Source organism: Streptomyces sp. Da 82-17, from assembly GCF_046098215.1.
Classification (GTDB): domain Bacteria; phylum Actinomycetota; class Actinomycetes; order Streptomycetales; family Streptomycetaceae; genus Streptomyces.
Genome location: NZ_JBJURH010000017.1, coordinates 62,035 through 77,768 on the forward strand (window position 1 = coordinate 62,035; position 15,734 = coordinate 77,768).

Here is a 15,734-nt window from a genome sequence, read left to right on the forward strand (position 1 = left end):
TACGCCGCCGGGTACCCGAACATCCCCCCGAAAACGGACAAAAGCCCAGGTAAGCCACTTGCAAGCGGCAGCCGGAAGCGGGTAGGCCTAGTAAGGACAGCAATCAAACACGCCGGCTTTGGAGGCGCCGCACACCGTAGTGCACGTATTGGCATCGGCAGCCATATGCCGAGAACGATGGAGGACTTCATGTCACCCCGGCTCGACGCATCGCCTACCCGCAACGCGACGTCGAAACCTTCACCGGACCACTTCGAGAACGAGCTCCACACGCTCCCGGCCCCCCGCGGCGAGGCCGCGGAACCCCTGCACGACGGCGACGCCCTCGGCGACGCCCTGCACGGTGCGGCCGTGGACGGCACGGACGTCCTGGAGGCCGCGACCGGCCCCGACTCCGCCGCCGCCGTCGACGAGCTCACGGATCTGCCGGAACTCCCCGAGATCCCCCCGTACGACGAAGTCGGCCCGCTGGACGCAAGGGCCCTGTCCAAGACCCTCTTCGGGCGCCTCGAAACGCTCGAGGAAGGCACGCACGAGTACGCGTACGTACGCAACACGCTCGTCGAACTCAACCTCGCCCTGGTCAAGTTCGCCGCCTCCCGGTTCCGCTCCCGCAGCGAGCCGATGGAGGACATCATCCAGGTCGGCACGATCGGTCTGATCAAGGCCATCGACCGCTTCGAGCTCAGCCGCGGCGTCGAGTTCCCGACCTTCGCGATGCCGACCATCGTCGGCGAGATCAAGCGTTTCTTCCGCGACACCAGCTGGTCGGTGCGCGTTCCGCGCAGGCTCCAGGAGCTGCGCCTCGACCTCGCCAAGGCCGGCGACGAACTCGCCCAGCAGCTCGACCGCGCACCCACGGTCACCGAGCTGGCGGAGCGCCTCGGCATCTCGAACGACGAGGTCGTCGAGGGCATGGCCGCGTCCAACGCCTACACGGCGAGCTCCCTGGACGCACAGCCCGAGGAGGACGACTCCGAGGGCGCGCTCGCGGACCGCATCGGCTACGAGGACCACGGGCTCGAAGGCATCGAGTACGTCGAGTCGTTGAAGCCGCTGATCGCCGAACTCCCGCCGCGCGACCGGAAGATCCTCTCGCTGCGGTTCGTGGCGAACATGACGCAGTCCGAGATCGGCGACGAACTGGGCATCTCGCAGATGCACGTCTCCCGCCTGCTCTCGCGCACGCTCGTACGGCTGCGCAAGGGGCTGACGGTCGAGGAGTGACCTCGCCCGAGCAGTGACGCAGTACCTCGTGCCACGCACGCCAGCGGCGGCGGTGGCGGGGGCGCTCTCATTCGTGGAGCGCCGCCGCCACCGCCGCCTCGGCGTTGTACGGGCCTTCTGCTCAGCCCAGCAGCGTGCCCTTCTGCCAGACCTCGCGGACCAGCGGCACGCCCGGCCGGTAGGCGAGGTGGACGTGGTTCGGGGCGTCGAGCAGCGCCAGGTCGGCGCGGGCGCCCGGGGCGATCCGGCCGACGTCGGTGCGGCGCAGCGCCCGCGCACCGCCCGCCGTGGCCGCCCAGAGCGCCTCGTCCGGCGTCATCCCCATGTCCCGTACCGCCAGGGCGATGCAGAACGGCATCGACGACGTGTACGACGAGCCCGGGTTGCAGTCCGTGGACAGCGCGACCGTGGCGCCCGCGTCCAGCAGGCGGCGTGCGTCCGGCCATTCGGCGCGGGTGGAGAACTCGGCGCCGGGCAGCAGCGTCGCGACGGTGCTCCCGTTCGCGAGCGCGTCCACGTCCGCGTCGGTGAGGTGCGTGCAGTGGTCGGCGCTGGCCGCGTCCAGCTCCACGGCGAGCTGCACGCCCGGGCCGTACGACAGCTGGTTGGCGTGCACGCGCGGGTGCAGGCCCTTGGCGGCGCCCGCGGTCAGGACGGCGCGGGCCTGGTCGCCGTCGAAGGCGCCCTTCTCGCAGAACACGTCGACCCAACGGGCGTGCGGCGCACAGGCGTCGAGCATCTCGCCGGTGACCAGCTCCACGTATGCGGCCGGGTCGTCGGCGAAGTCCGGGGAGACGATGTGCGCGCCGAGGAAGGTGACCTCGTCGGTGTGGCGGGCGGCGATGCGCAGGGCGCGGGCCTCGTCCTCGACGGTCAGGCCGTAGCCCGACTTCGTCTCGAAGACCGTGGTGCCCTGCCGAGCCGCCTCGCGCAGGTGCCGGACGAGGTTGGCCTCCAGCTCCTCGTCCGTGGCGGCGCGGGTCGCGGCGACCGTCGTACGGATGCCGCCGGCGGAGTAACTCCGGCCCTCCATACGGGCGTTGAACTCCTGCGTGCGGTCGCCGGCGAAGACGAGGTGGGAGTGGGAGTCGACGAAGCCGGGGATGGCCGCGCGGCCCTGCGCGTCGTGCGCGCGGTCGGCGTCGGGGGCGTTCCTGGCGGGGCCCACCCACGCCACCCGCTCGCCCTCCAGCACGACGGCGGCGTCCTGGATCTGCCCGAGCGGGCCTTCGCCCAGGGAGGGGTCGTTGGTGACGAGGTTGGTGATGTTGGTGATGAGGGTGGTGGTGCTCATGGGTTCCTCTCGGTGCTCCTCGAACGCCGGAGGGGCTCAGGTTGAGCCCCTCCGGCGTTCGAGGAGGCCCGTCCGGCAGGACTTTCGGGAAGGGGCGGGGTGGGGGACGAAAGAGCGCTACTCGCGCAGGGCAGCAATCGCCTCCTCCAACGCCGACGGCACGTCCGGGACCAGCTCATGGGCCCCGTCCCGTACGACATGGCGGCCACCGACCACCGTGTGGCGGACGTCCGACGCCGTCGCCGCGAAGACCGCCGCCTCCGCCCCGAGCCGCGGCAGCACCCCCGTCGTACGGACCGAGTCGAGGGCGATCGTCGTGAAGTCGGCGTGCAGGCCCGCCTCCAGGGCGCCCGCGTCGTCCCAGCCGAGCGCCGCGTGCCCGTCGGCCGTGGCGGCGCGCAGCAGTGCGGCCGCCGTCCAGTGGCCGCGGGTGCGGGTGCGCAGGCGTTCGTTCAGCTCCATCGCCCGCGCCTCCTCCAGGAGGTCGATCACGGCGTGGCTGTCGCTGCCGAGGGACAGCGTGGAGCCGCGCCGCTGCAGGTCGGCGGCGGGGCCGATGCCGTCGGCGAGGTCGCGTTCGGTGGTGGGGCACATGCAGGTGCCGGTGCCGGAGTCGCCGATGAGCGCGATGTCGCCGGCCGTCAGGTGCGTGTTGTGGACGCCGGTGGTGCGCGGGCCGAGCACGCCGTGGTCGGAGAGCAGCCGCGCCGGTGTGCAGCCGTGCGCGGCCCGGCAGGCGTCGTTCTCGCCGGTCTGCTCGGACAAGTGGACGTGCAGCGGTGCGTCCCGTTCCTGCGCCCACGCCGCGACCGTGCCCAACTGCCCGGCGGGGACGGCCCGTACGGAGTGGACGGCCGCGCCGATCCGCACCCCGTCGCCGGCCTTGAGCGCGGAGGCGCGTTCGGCCCAGGCGTCCGCCGTGCCGTCGCTGAAGCGGAGCTGGTGGTGGTCGGGGGCGGCGCCGAAGCCGGAGGAGAGGTAGGCGGTGTCGAGGAGGGTGATGCGCAGGCCCGCGTCCCGGGCGGCGGCGATCAACGCCTCGCCCATGGCGTTGGGGTTGGCGTAGGGGGTGCCGCCGGGCGCGTGGTGGAGGTAGTGGAACTCGCCGACGGCGGTGATCCCGGCGAGCGTCATCTCCGCGTACACGGCCCGCGCGAGCGTGTAGTACGTGTCCGGGTCGAGTTTCGCCGCGACCTGGTACATGACCTCGCGCCAGGTCCAGAACGTGCCCGAGCCGACCTGCACCGTGGAGCGCAGCGCGCGGTGGAAGGCGTGCGAGTGGGCGTTGGCGAGGCCGGGCAGGGTGAGGCCGCGCAGCACGACCGCGCCGGGCGGCGGGGCCTCGACTCCCTTGCGTACGGCGCCGATCCGGCCGTCGGCGGTCACGTCGAGGGCGACGCCGGGCTCGACGTGGGTGTCGAGCCAGGCGTGCTCGGCCCAGTAGGTCGTCATCGGCACGCGAGGCCCTCCAGTACGTCGGCGAGTGCGAGCACCCCGGCCACGCAGTCGTCCTCGGCCGCGAACTCGGCCGGGGAGTGCGAGACGCCCGTGGGGTTGCGTACGAACAGCATGGCGGTGGGGATCGAGCCGGACAGGATGCCCGCGTCGTGTCCCGCGCCGGTGCCGAGGACGGGCACGGGGCGTTCGGCGCCGGCCCCGAGGATCGCGCCGAGCTCGTCGCGCAGGGCGTGCTCGAACTCGACGACGGGCGTGAACGACTCGCGGACGACGTTCAGGTCGACGCCGTGCCGTTCGGCGTGCTCGCGGGCCGCCTTCTCGACGCCCGCGACGACCTGGTCGAGGCTCTCCTGGTCGGCGGCGCGCGAGTCGAGCCAGCCGCGCACGAGCGACGGGATGGCGTTGACGCCGTTCGGCTCGACCGCGATCTTCCCGAACGTGGCTACGGCATGGGCGAGTTGGGCCTCGCGCCGGGCGGCGAGCACGGTCTCCGCGTACGGGAGCATCGGGTCGCGGCGGTCGACGAGGCGGGTGGTGCCCGCGTGGTTGGCCTCGCCGCGGAAGTCGAAGCGCCAGCGGCCGTGCGGCCAGATGGCGCTGGCGATGCCGACCGGGTCGCCGGACAGGTCGAGGGCGCGGCCCTGCTCGACGTGCAGCTCGACGAACGCGCCGATGCGGGCGAGGCGTTCGGGGTCCGGGCCGATCGCGGTGGCGTCGTACCCGGCCTTCTCCATCGCCTCGGGCAGCGTGACGCCGTCCGCGTCGCGGAGCCTGCGGGCGGCGGGGACGGTGAGCTGTCCGGCGGCGAGCCGGGAGCCGACGCAGGCGAGGCCGAAGCGGGCGCCCTCCTCGTCGCCGAAGTTGGTGATGGCGAGCGGTTTTGTGAACTGCGCTCCTCTGCGGCGGAGTTCGTCGAGCGCGGCGAACGAGGAGACGACGCCGAGGGGGCCGTCGAAGGCGCCGCCGTCGGGGACGGAGTCCAGGTGCGAGCCGGTGACGACCGCGTCGCCCTGGGCGGGGTCGCCGAGCCAGGCCCACTGGTTGCCGTTGCGGTCCAACTCGTAGGTGAGTCCGCGGAGTTCGGCCTGGTCCTTGAACCAGGCCCGGCAGTCCGCGTCCGCGGGGGTCCAGGCGAAGCGGCGGTACCCGCGGGTGTCTTTGTCGCGGCCGATGGGGGCCAGGTCGCGCCACATCGCCGTGAAGTCCGCGCCCGTCGGCGGCTGCCCGTTCGTCGTGGTTGCCCGCGCAGTTCCCCGCGCCCCTTCGGGGCGCGTCGCCTCGGGGTTCGTCACTGCTCTCCCTCTCGCATCGGAACCCGTACGCCCTTGGCCGAAGCAACCGCCTCCGCCGTCTCGTACCCGGCGTCGACATGGCGGATGACCCCCATGCCCGGGTCGTTCGTCAGGACTCGGCGGATCTTCTCGCCCGCGAGCGGCGTGCCGTCGGCGACCGTGACCTGGCCCGCGTGGATGGAGCGGCCCATGCCGACGCCGCCGCCGTGGTGCAGGGACACCCAGCTCGCGCCCGACGCCACGTTCACCATGGCGTTGAGCAGCGGCCAGTCGGCGATGGCGTCCGAGCCGTCGAGCATCGCCTCGGTCTCGCGGTACGGGGAGGCCACCGAGCCGCAGTCGAGGTGGTCGCGGCCGATGGCGAGCGGGGCCTGCAACTCCCCGCTCGCGACCATGTCGTTGAACCGCTCGCCCGCCTTGTCCCGCTCGCCGTAGCCGAGCCAGCAGATGCGTGCCGGGAGGCCCTGGAAGTGCACGCGCTCCCCGGCCATCCGGATCCAGCGGGCCAGCGACTCGTTCTCCGGGAAGAGGTCGAGGATCGCCTTGTCCGTCTTGTGGATGTCGGACGCCTCCCCGGACAGCGCCGCCCACCGGAACGGCCCCTTGCCCTCGCAGAACAGCGGCCGGATGTACGCCGGTACGAAGCCGGGGAACGCGAACGCCCGCTCGTACCCGGCGAGTCGGGCCTCGCCGCGGATCGAGTTGCCGTAGTCGAAGACCTCGGCGCCCGCGTCCATGAAGCCGACCATCGCCTCGACGTGCCGGGCCATGGACTCCCGGGCGCGGTCCGTGAAACCCGCCGGGTCCTTGGCCGCGTAGGTCTGCATGTCCTCGAAGGCGACTCCCGACGGGAGGTAGGACAGCGGGTCGTGGGCGGAGGTCTGGTCCGTGACGATGTCGATCGGCGCGCCCTCGGCGAGCAGCTGCGGCAAGAGGTCGGCCGCGTTGCCGAGCAGGCCGATGGAGAGCGGGCGGCGCGCGTCCCGGGCCTCGACGGCGAGCTGCAGCGCGTGCGCGGGCGAGTCGGCCTTCACGTCCAGGTACTTGTGCTCGATGCGGCGCTCGATGGCGCGCGGGTCGCAGTCGACGCAGATCGCGACGCCGTCGTTCATGGTGACGGCGAGCGGCTGGGCGCCGCCCATGCCGCCGAGCCCGGCGGTGAGCGTGATGGTCCCGGCCAGGGTGCCGTTGAACTTCTTCGCGGCGACGGCGGCGAACGTCTCGTACGTGCCCTGGAGGATGCCCTGCGTGCCGATGTAGATCCACGAGCCGGCCGTCATCTGGCCGTACATGGTCAGGCCGAGCTGTTCGAGGCGGCGGAACTCCTCCCAGTTCGCCCAGTCGCCGACGAGGTTGGAGTTGGCGATCAGGACGCGCGGGGCCCACTCGTGGGTCTGCATGACGCCGACGGGGCGGCCCGACTGGACCAGCATCGTCTCGTCCTGCTTGAGCGTGCGCAGGGTGCGGACCATGGCGTCGAAGGAGCGCCAGTCGCGGGCGGCCTTGCCGGTGCCGCCGTAGACGACGAGCTTGTCGGGGTGCTCGGCGACCTCGGGGTCGAGGTTGTTCTGCAGCATCCGCAGCGCGGCTTCCTGCTGCCAGCCCGGAGCGCTCAGCTCCGTGCCGCGCGGCGCTCGGACAGGGCGGGGTCCTGACATCGCTACCTCTTCTCTGGACGCTTCCTCCGGACGCGTTCTCCGGACGCTGCTGCTTCCTCCGTGCCGCGGCTCGTCCACACGGCACACGGCACACACACATCCCTATTCACATCCTGACTTTATGAATATCCCTAGTCAATCCCTGGGGGAGCCTCGGCAGCGGACGGCCGTCGATGATGGGATGGAGCCATGGCCATAGGTGACATGGACGCCACGACGGCGATCTCCCCCGACATCCCCGCCGCCGCAGCCGTCGCCCGCCGCGACGCCGCCGTCCGCGCCGCCGTCGCCCAGGGCGTCGTCGGCCCGGACACCCCGGTCGCCGCCCTCCTGGACGTCGTCGGCATCCGCCGCTCCGCCGCCGCCCTGCGCTCCGCGTTCGCCGAGGTCACGGCCGCCCCGGTGCTGCACGCCTTCGCCGTGAAGGCGGCCCCGCTCGTGCCCGTGCTGCGGCTGCTCCGGAAGTCCGGCCTGGGCGCCGAGGTGGCCAGCCCCGGCGAGCTCGCCCTGGCCCGCGCCGCCGGCGTGAAGCCCTCGCACACCGTGCTCGACTCCCCCGCGAAGACCCCGGCCGAGCTGCGCCAGGCCCTCGCCCTCGGCATCGCCCTCAACGCGGACAACCCGCAGGAGCTGGCCCGCCTCGACAACCTGACCCGCTCGGCGCCCACCCGCTCCGCGATCGGCCTGCGCGTCAACCCGCAGACCGGCGCCGGGTCCATCGACGCGCTCTCCACGGCCACCGCCACCTCGAAGTTCGGGGTCGGCCTGCGGGACACCGGGGCGCGCGAGTGGATCGTCCGCGCCTTCCTCGACCGGCCCTGGCTGACCAGGCTCCACACCCACTCCGGCTCCCAGGGCGTCCCCCTCGACCTGCTCGCCGAAGGCGTCCGCACGGTGTACGAGCTGGCCGAGGAGATCAACCGGTCGGCGGGCCGGCGGCAGGTCGACACGATCGACATCGGCGGCGGTCTGCCGGTCAACTTCGACTCGGACTCGGAGTCGCCCACGTTCGCCGAGTACGCCCGGCTGCTGCAGCGCACCGTGCCGGGACTGCTCGACGGGCGGTACGCGCTGGTCACCGAGTTCGGCCGGGCGCTGCTCGCCAAGCACGGCACGATCGTCGCCCGCGTCGAGTACACCAAGGCCGCCGGCAACCGCCGCATCGCCGTCACCCACGCCGGCGCCCAGCTCGCCGCCCGCACGGTCTACGCCCCGCAGTCCTGGCCGCTGCGGATCGCCGCGTACGACGCCGAGGGGCGGCCGAAGACCGGGGGCGCCGTCGCCCAGGACGTGGCCGGGCCCGCCTGCTTCGCGGGCGACCTGCTCGCCGAGAACCGGCCGCTGCCGCTCCTCGAACCCGGCGACATCGCGGCCGCCCTGGACACCGGCGCGTACTACTTCGCCCACCACTACGCGTACAACAGCCTCGCCCGGCCCGGCATCCACGGGTTCTCCGCGGGGACGGACGGCGGGGTGCGGTTCGCGACGATCCGCAGGCCGCAGACGATCGACGAGGTCGTGGCGGAGTCCGGCGGCGAGCACCCGCGGGCCCTCGACGTGCTCGACGCACGGTGAGGCCCGACACTGAAGAACCCCTGCCGGGCCCCCGGGGGCGCGAAGAACCCCTGCCGAACCTCGAAGAACCGCTGCCGAACCTCTGAAGAACCTCTGAGAAACGGCCGCCGCGCATCCCCGTGCGCGGCACGGGCAGAACATCCACCTGACGCTTCAGCGATCGGGGGAGGTTTCCACAGATGTCCACCACCGACTCCACAGCGGCGAGGCCGGTACCCGAGCCCTCGCAGCCCTCACTCAAACGGGCCATCGGTCCGAAGCTGCTGATTCTCTTCGTGATCGGCGACATCCTCGGCACCGGCATCTACGCCACCACGGGCAAGGTCGCGGGCAAGGTCGGCGGAGCCCTGTGGCTGCCGTTCGTCATCGGCTTCGTCGTGGCGATCCTGACGGCGGCCTCGTACGTCGAGCTCGTCGGCAAGTACCCGAGGGCCGCCGGGGCCGCGCTCTACACCCAGAAGGCGTTCAAGGTCCCGTTCCTCACGTTCATCGTCGCCTTCATGGTGATGTGCTCAGGCCTGTCCTCGGCGAGCGCCGCCGCCCGCGCGTTCAGCGGCGACTATCTCGACGAGCTCACGGCCGGCGTCCTGCCGCCCACGCTGATCGCGATCCTGTTCATCGTGGCGCTCGCGGCGCTGAACCTGCGCGGCGTCTCGGAGTCGGTGAAGACGAACGTGGTCCTCACCCTGGTCGAGCTGACCGGCCTGCTGATCATCCTCGGGATCGGCGCGTACGCGGTGCTCACCGGGAGCGGGGAGCCCTCGCGCCTGACCGAGTTCGAGGCGGGCGGCACGGGCTTCGCGCTGATGACCGGCATCCTCGGCGCGACCGCGCTCGGCTTCTTCGCGTTCGTCGGCTTCGAGGACTCGGTGAACATGGCCGAGGAGACGAAGGACCCGACCCGTACGTTCCCGAAGGCGATCTTCATCGGCGTCACGGTGACGGGCACGATCTACGTCCTGGTCGCGCTGGTGTCGTCACTGCTCGTCGACACGAAGACGCTGGCCGGCTCCAGCGGTCCGCTCCTCGAGGTGGTCAAGGCCGGCGGGATCGACTTCCCGCACAAACTCTTCGCCCTGATCGCCCTGTTCGCCGTGGCCAACTCGGCGCTGATCAACATCATGATGGCCTCGCGGCTCTGTTACGGCATGGCCAACGAGCGGATCCTGCCGAAGGCCATGGGACGCGTCCTGGAACGCCGCCGCACTCCGGTCGTCGGCATCGTGTTCGTCTCGCTGCTCGCGATCGGCCTCGTCTCCACCGGCGAGATCGAGGGCCTCGGCGACACGACGGCCTTCCTGCTGCTCTGCGTCTTCGCGGTGGTCAACGTGGCGGTGCTCGTACTGCGCAAGGACCGCGTCGAGCACGAGCACTTCCGTACGCCGACGATCCTGCCGGTCCTCGGCGCGATCACGGCCCTGATCCTCGCCAGCCCGCTCGCGGACCGGCCGGCGAACGTCTACATCCGGGCCGGCGTCCTGCTCCTCATCGGCATCGCGCTGTGGGGCGTCAACAAGGCGGTCCTGAAGGCCCGCAGGGAGGAGTAGCAGCCCGGGGCCTACTCGACGAACAACCCCCGCTCCGCCGCCCGGGTGTCGAACTCCTCCAGGCGGGACTGGGCGTCGGGCAGGGCGTCGGCCATGGCCTCCAGGAGGACGCGGCCGAGGAGCATCGGGGCGCAGGCCGTGTCGAAGGCGAGGCCCGTGCCGACGGCCGCGGGCAGCAGCAGGTCGGACACCTTCGCGACCGGGGCGAAGGCGCTGTCCGCCACCGTCACGACGGTGAGCCCGGCCGCCCGCGCGTAGGTGAGCGTCTCGATCACCTCGCGCGGGTGCCGGGGCAGGGCGAAGCAGAGCAGCGCGGTCGCCCCGGCGCGTACGGCGGCGTCGATCCGGTCGGCGAGCATCGTGCCGCCCTCGTCGAGGAGCCGTACGTCCGGGTGCACCTTGGCCGCGAAGTAGGCGAAGCCGTACGCCTGCGAGGCCGCCGCGCGCAGGCCGAGCACGGGCAGCGGCCGGGACGCGGCGAGGAGCTCGCCGGCCCGCTCGACCGGCGCGGGGTCGGCGAGGGCGGCGGCGAGGTGCCGCAGGTTCTCGATCTCGGCCTCGACCGCCTGCTGGTACTCGTTGAACTCCCCGGCGCCCGGGGCCTGTTCGGCCGGGGCGACCTCGCGGAGGTGGCGGCGCAGGGCCGGGTAGCCGTCGAAGCCGAGGGCCACCGCGAAGCGCGTCACCGAGGGCTGGCTGACGCCGGCGAGCTCGGCCAGCTCCACGCTCGACAGGAACGGCACCTCGGCGGCGCGCCGCACCATGCAGTGGGCGATCCGGCGCTGCGTGGGGGTGAGGCGGTGCCCCTCGAAGAGCTGTTGCAGCCGGGCGGCAGGACTGTCCGTCACCGGGCCCCCTCCTTCGTAACCGGGTAAGCAGCGTTTTCGCGCCGAGGTATTGACAAAATATTCAGCCACCCAGAACTCTGCATGACGATATGCAGCCGAGCAACACGGCACCGCCGCACGGCTCCAGCAGCTCCGACGCAGGAGGACGAATGGCAGGCTCACTCCTGGAGCAGCGCTCCATCGACGTCGTCCCGGACGAAGAACGGCACGGTACCGCCTTCTCCCAGTTCACCCTCTGGCTGGGCGCCAACCTGCAGATCACCGCCGTCGTGACCGGCGCCCTCGCCGTGGTCTTCGGCGGCGACGTGGTCTGGTCGGTCATCGGCCTCGCGGTCGGCAACCTGCTCGGCGGGGCCGTCATGGCGCTGCACTCCGCGCAGGGCCCGAAGCTCGGCCTGCCGCAGATGATCCAGTCCCGCGCGCAGTTCGGGGTGCGCGGCGCCGTGGTGCCGCTGCTCCTCGTCATCCTCATGTACGTCGGGTTCTTCGCCTCCGGCAGCGTCCTCGCCGGGCAGGCCGTGGGCGAGCTGACGCACCTCGGCGAGACCCCCGGCATCCTGATCTTCGCCGCGGTCTCCGGGCTCATGGCCGCCGTCGGCTACCGCCTGATCCACGCCGTCGGCCGCGCCGCCAGCGTGATCTGCGCCCTCGCCTTCGTCTACCTCGGCATCCGCCTCCTGGACCGCGCCGACCTGGCGACGCTCCTCGCCGACGCGCACTTCGACCTGCCGATGTTCCTGCTCGCGATCTCCCTCTCGGCCTCCTGGCAGCTGGCGTTCGGCCCGTACGTCGCGGACTACTCGCGCTATCTGCCGCGTACGACCTCGACCCGCGCCACGTTCTGGTGGACCCTGTCCGGCTCGGCGCTCGGCTCGCAGTGGTCGATGGCGTTCGGCGTGCTCGTCGCGGCGACGGCGGGCGGCGCGTTCATGGACAACCAGGTGTCGTACGTGGTGGGGCTCGGCGGCGGGGGCCTGGTGGCGGCCCTCCTCTACTTCGTGATCGCGCTCGGCAAGCTCACCATCAACGTCCTGAACACGTACGGCGGCTTCATGTCGATCGTGACGAGCATCAGCGGCTTCCGCGGCCAGCGGGTCCTCTCACCGCGCGGCCGGGCCGTCCACATCGCGCTCATCATGGTCGCGGGCACGGCCGTCGCCCTCCTCGGCAAGGACAGCTTCCTCACCGCGTTCAAGGACTTCCTGCTCTTCCTGCTGACCTTCTTCACGCCCTGGTCGGCGATCAACCTGGTCGACTACTACCTGATCTCCCGCGAAAAGTACGACCTCCCGGCCCTCTCCGACCCGAACGGCCGCTACGGCGCCTGGCGCTGGGACGCGCTCACGGTCTACGCCATCGGCATCGGCGTCCAACTCCCGTTCCTGGTCACCCACTTCTACACGGGCCCCCTGGTCGCCCCGCTCGGCGGCGCGGACATCTCCTGGATCGTGGGCCTGCTGGTGCCGGCGGCGCTGTACTGGCTGGTGGCGGGGCGGGGGCGCCGGTCCGTGGAGCCCGCCCCGACCCCGGCAACGGCCGACCACGTGAGCTGACCAGCCTGCGGCGATCGCGCCCCGAAAGGGGCGCGGGGACCTGCGCGCTCAGTCACGACGGCGGGAAAGCCGGACGGACACCGCCGGAGCCACGCGGCGCCAGCCGCACATCGATACAGCCGGGAAGGGGCGGGGCGGGGAACAAAAAGCCGCAGGGACCGCCGCACCCCGGCCCTGAGACCGGGGGCGGGACGACGGCGGTCCCCGCGGGGGACGCGGGCCGGGTCAGGACCGGCGGTTCGCGTCCGAGGCGTTCAGGAGGTCCGGGAGCCGCTCCGGAGGAGTCCTGTGCGCCGACATCCACCAATGTGCCGGAGCCGTGTTAAGCGGGTGCTGCGCGGACGTGTCGCGCTCGTACCGTTTTCCCGAACCCCAACACCGGGCCCGTACCTGCCAGTTCCGGCCGTCAGGCCTTCTCGCGGGCCAGGAACGCGAGCAGGTCCTGGCGGCTGACCACGCCCGTCGGCTTGCCCTCGACCAGGACGATCGCCGCGTCCGCGCCGGTCGTGGCGGAGAGCACCGACATCAGGTCGGCCACCGGCTCGCCCGAGCCGACCTGCGGGAGCGGGTCGGACATGTGCTTCTCCAGCGGGTCGGAGAGCGAGGCACGCTGGGTGAACAGGGCGTCGAGCAGCTCGCGTTCGACGACCGAGCCGATGACCTCGGCGGCCATCACGTCCGGGTGGCCCGCGCCCGGCTTCACGATCGGCATCTGCGAGACGCCGTACTCGCGCAGCACGTCGATGGCCTCGCCGACGGTCTCCTCCGGGTGCATGTGCACCAGCTTCGGGATGCCGCCCTCCTTGTGCTCCAGGACGTCGCCGACGCGCGGCTCGTCACCGGGCTGCTCCAGGAAGCCGTAGTCGTTCATCCACTCGTCGTTGAAGATCTTCGAGAGGTAGCCGCGGCCGGAGTCCGGGAGCAGCACCACGACCACGTCGTCCGGGCCGAGCCCCTCCGCGACCTTCAGGGCCGCCACGACCGCCATGCCGCAGGAGCCGCCGACGAGCAGGCCCTCCTCCTTGGCGAGGCGCCGGGTCATCTGGAAGGAGTCCTTGTCGGACACGGCGACGATCTCGTCGGTCACGTTCTGGTCGTACGCGGTCGGCCAGAAGTCCTCACCGACGCCCTCGACGAGATACGGCCGCCCCGAACCGCCGGAGTACACCGAACCCTCGGGGTCGGCGCCGACGATGCGGACCTTGCCGTCGCTGACCTCCTTCAGGTAGCGGCCGGTGCCGGAGATCGTGCCGCCGGTGCCGACGCCGGCGACGAAGTGGGTGATCTTCCCCTCCGTCTGCTCCCACAGCTCGGGACCGGTCGTCTCGTAGTGCGAGCGCGGGTTGTTGGGGTTGCTGTACTGGTCCGGCTTCCACGCGCCGGGCGTCTCCCGGACGAGCCGGTCGGAGACGTTGTAGTACGAGTCCGGGTGCTCCGGGTCCACGGCGGTGGGGCAGACGACGACCTCCGCGCCGTACGCCCGCAGCACGTTGATCTTGTCCGTGGAGACCTTGTCCGGGCACACGAAAATGCACTTGTAGCCCTTCTGCTGGGCCACGATCGCCAGGCCGACGCCGGTGTTGCCGCTGGTCGGCTCCACGATGGTGCCGCCCGGCTGCAGCTCGCCGCTCTCCTCGGCCGCCTCGATCATGCGCAGCGCGATGCGGTCCTTCACGGAGCCGCCCGGGTTGAAGTACTCGACCTTGGCCAGGACGGTCGCCTTGATGCCGGCGGTCACGTTGTTGAGCCTCAGCAGCGGGGTGTTGCCGACGAGGCTGATCATCGAGTCGTGGAATTGCACCGTTGTCTCCGGTTCTCCCTAGGAATGCCGCCAGCCTAAGCGGAATTTCGATGTCCGTCCCGGCACTTCGACCGCATCCCCCTCAGGCCGCTTCGACCACGTCCCGGCAGGGGTCGCCCCCTCCTTCGCAGGTACCGGAGATTGACCGACGGTACGTACCGGGCAAGGAGTTGATGTACGGCGCTACGAGGAGGTGGCTTCGGTCCATGTCGAGGGCAAGGGTGGCGCGGCGGATCGCCGCGGGTGCCGCGTACGGCGGCGGCGGAGTCGGGCTTCTGGGCGCCGCGGCGGTCGGCGTGCTGCTCGCCGAGGTGCAGCTGGCGAAACGGAGCGTGGGGACCGCGCCCGGCGCGGATCCGGTGCAGCCGCCGAACGCCGACGGCCTGTACGGCAGGGCGTTCCTCGACCCCGCCGACACCCGCGCCCCGCTGCGCCTGACCCTGCTCGGCGACTCCACGGCCGCCGGCCAGGGCGTGCACCGCTCCGGGCAGACGCCGGGCGCGCTCCTCGCGCAGGGCCTCGCGGCGGTGGCCGAACGCCCGGTGCTGCTGCGGAACGTGGCGCTCCCGGGCGCGCAGTCCGACGACCTGGCCCGCCAGGTCACGCTGCTGCTGGCCAACTCCTCGGCGGTGCCCGACGTCTGCGTGATCATGATCGGCGCCAACGACGTCACCCACCGCATGCCCCCGACCCGCTCGGTCCGCTACCTGGCGGCGGCGGTGCGGCGGCTGCGTACGGCGGGCGCGGAGGTGGTCGTCGGCACCTGCCCCGACCTGGGCTCGGTCGAGCAGGTCTACCAGCCGCTGCGCTGGCTCGCCCGCCGCGTCTCCCGCCAGCTCGCCGCCGCCCAGACCATCGGCGTGGTCGAGCAGGGCGGCCGCACGGTCTCGCTCGGCGACCTGCTCGGCCCGGAGTTCACGGCCAACCCGCGCGAGCTGTTCGGCCCGGACAACTACCACCCGTCGGCCGAGGGGTACGCGACGGCGGCGATGGCCGTGCTGCCCACGGTGTGCGCGTCGGTCGGCGTGTGGCCGGAGGAGGAGCGCCCGGACACCTCCCGCGACGAGGGCTTCCTGCCGGTCGCCCGCGCGGCGGCGGAGGCGGCGGCCGAGGGCGGTACGGAGGTCACGGCCGCGATGCCGACCGGGCCGCGCGGCCCGTGGGCCCTCCTCAAGCACCGCAGGCGCCGGCGCATCCACGCCCCGGAGGCCCCGGCGGGCGCCGGGCACGCGGAGCCCACGGAACACGCGCACGCGGAGGACGAGCACGCGCAGGCCGCGGGGGCGGACTCCCGGCCGCCCGCCGCACCCCGGAACGGGCCCGACAACGAAGCCCAGAACTCTGAGCAAGCGCTTAGAAAAGAGGCGGGTGTCACACGGCAAGAGCGATGACCTTCGCCGTACGTGCAGGTAACTTCCCGTACGGTCCCCCCACCCGCCAGCCCGACCACCACCCCTGTACGAGGCGCTGCGCGCCGCCCC

Annotated in this window: 11 protein-coding genes; 5 read left to right on the forward strand and 6 right to left on the reverse strand. The window is 72.2% G+C overall.

Features of this window, described 5'->3' with window-relative positions:
- Nucleotides 1-177: 177 nt before the first annotated feature.
- Complete coding sequence (locus tag ACIDOF_RS26075; protein ID WP_409008529.1) at nt 178-1,227, forward strand: RNA polymerase sigma factor SigF; 1,050 nt, start codon at nt 178-180, stop codon at nt 1,225-1,227.
- A 121-nt stretch (nt 1,228-1,348) separates the two neighbouring features.
- Here the strand turns inward: ACIDOF_RS26075 and hutI are convergent, their stop codons facing one another.
- The 4 genes from hutI to hutU form a co-directional block, all read right to left on the reverse strand.
- Nucleotides 1,349-2,521, reverse strand: a complete 1,173-nt coding sequence (hutI, locus tag ACIDOF_RS26080) for an imidazolonepropionase (protein WP_409008530.1) — start codon at nt 2,519-2,521, stop codon at nt 1,349-1,351.
- Nucleotides 2,522-2,638: 117 nt separating this feature from the next.
- Nucleotides 2,639-3,973 carry a formimidoylglutamate deiminase gene (locus ACIDOF_RS26085; protein WP_409008631.1) on the reverse strand — a complete coding sequence of 445 codons (1,335 nt, stop codon included), beginning with the start codon at nt 3,971-3,973 and terminating at the stop codon, nt 2,639-2,641.
- Nucleotides 3,970-5,172 carry an allantoate amidohydrolase gene (locus ACIDOF_RS26090; protein ID WP_409008632.1) on the reverse strand — a complete coding sequence of 401 codons (1,203 nt, stop codon included), beginning with the start codon at nt 5,170-5,172 and terminating at the stop codon, nt 3,970-3,972. The genes ACIDOF_RS26085 and ACIDOF_RS26090 overlap by 4 nt, the downstream gene beginning before the upstream one ends.
- A gap of 95 nt (nt 5,173-5,267) precedes the next feature.
- Entirely contained in the window at nt 5,268-6,929 is a 1,662-nt protein-coding gene (gene hutU, locus ACIDOF_RS26095; RefSeq protein ID WP_409008531.1) for a urocanate hydratase, read from the reverse strand.
- A 204-nt stretch (nt 6,930-7,133) separates the two neighbouring features.
- Here hutU and ACIDOF_RS26100 point away from each other — a divergent pair, with 204 nt between their 5' ends.
- Both ACIDOF_RS26100 and ACIDOF_RS26105 read left to right on the forward strand, forming a co-directional pair.
- On the forward strand, nt 7,134-8,504 hold the full coding sequence (locus ACIDOF_RS26100) for a diaminopimelate decarboxylase (RefSeq protein ID WP_409008633.1): 1,371 nt from the start codon (nt 7,134-7,136) through the stop codon (nt 8,502-8,504).
- A 179-nt stretch (nt 8,505-8,683) separates the two neighbouring features.
- Nucleotides 8,684-10,051 carry an APC family permease gene (locus ACIDOF_RS26105; protein ID WP_409008532.1) on the forward strand — a complete coding sequence of 456 codons (1,368 nt, stop codon included), beginning with the start codon at nt 8,684-8,686 and terminating at the stop codon, nt 10,049-10,051.
- A gap of 11 nt (nt 10,052-10,062) precedes the next feature.
- Here the strand turns inward: ACIDOF_RS26105 and ACIDOF_RS26110 are convergent, their stop codons facing one another.
- The gene (locus tag ACIDOF_RS26110; RefSeq protein ID WP_409008533.1) at nt 10,063-10,899 is read right to left on the reverse strand and encodes a MurR/RpiR family transcriptional regulator; all 837 of its coding nucleotides are present in this window, start codon (nt 10,897-10,899) and stop codon (nt 10,063-10,065) included.
- Between the two features lie 149 nt (nt 10,900-11,048).
- On the opposite strand from ACIDOF_RS26110, the gene ACIDOF_RS26115 reads away from it, so the two are divergent.
- A complete protein-coding gene (locus ACIDOF_RS26115; protein WP_409008534.1) occupies nt 11,049-12,452 on the forward strand; it encodes a purine-cytosine permease family protein in 1,404 nt (467 codons plus the stop codon).
- A gap of 406 nt (nt 12,453-12,858) precedes the next feature.
- Here the strand turns inward: ACIDOF_RS26115 and ACIDOF_RS26120 are convergent, their stop codons facing one another.
- Nucleotides 12,859-14,253: a cystathionine beta-synthase gene (locus tag ACIDOF_RS26120; protein ID WP_409008535.1), complete on the reverse strand. Its 1,395-nt coding sequence runs from the start codon at nt 14,251-14,253 to the stop codon at nt 12,859-12,861.
- Nucleotides 14,254-14,459: 206 nt separating this feature from the next.
- On the opposite strand from ACIDOF_RS26120, the gene ACIDOF_RS26125 reads away from it, so the two are divergent.
- A complete protein-coding gene (locus tag ACIDOF_RS26125) occupies nt 14,460-15,644 on the forward strand; it encodes an SGNH/GDSL hydrolase family protein (RefSeq protein WP_409008536.1) in 1,185 nt (394 codons plus the stop codon).
- The last annotated feature ends 90 nt before the right edge of the window (nt 15,645-15,734 follow it).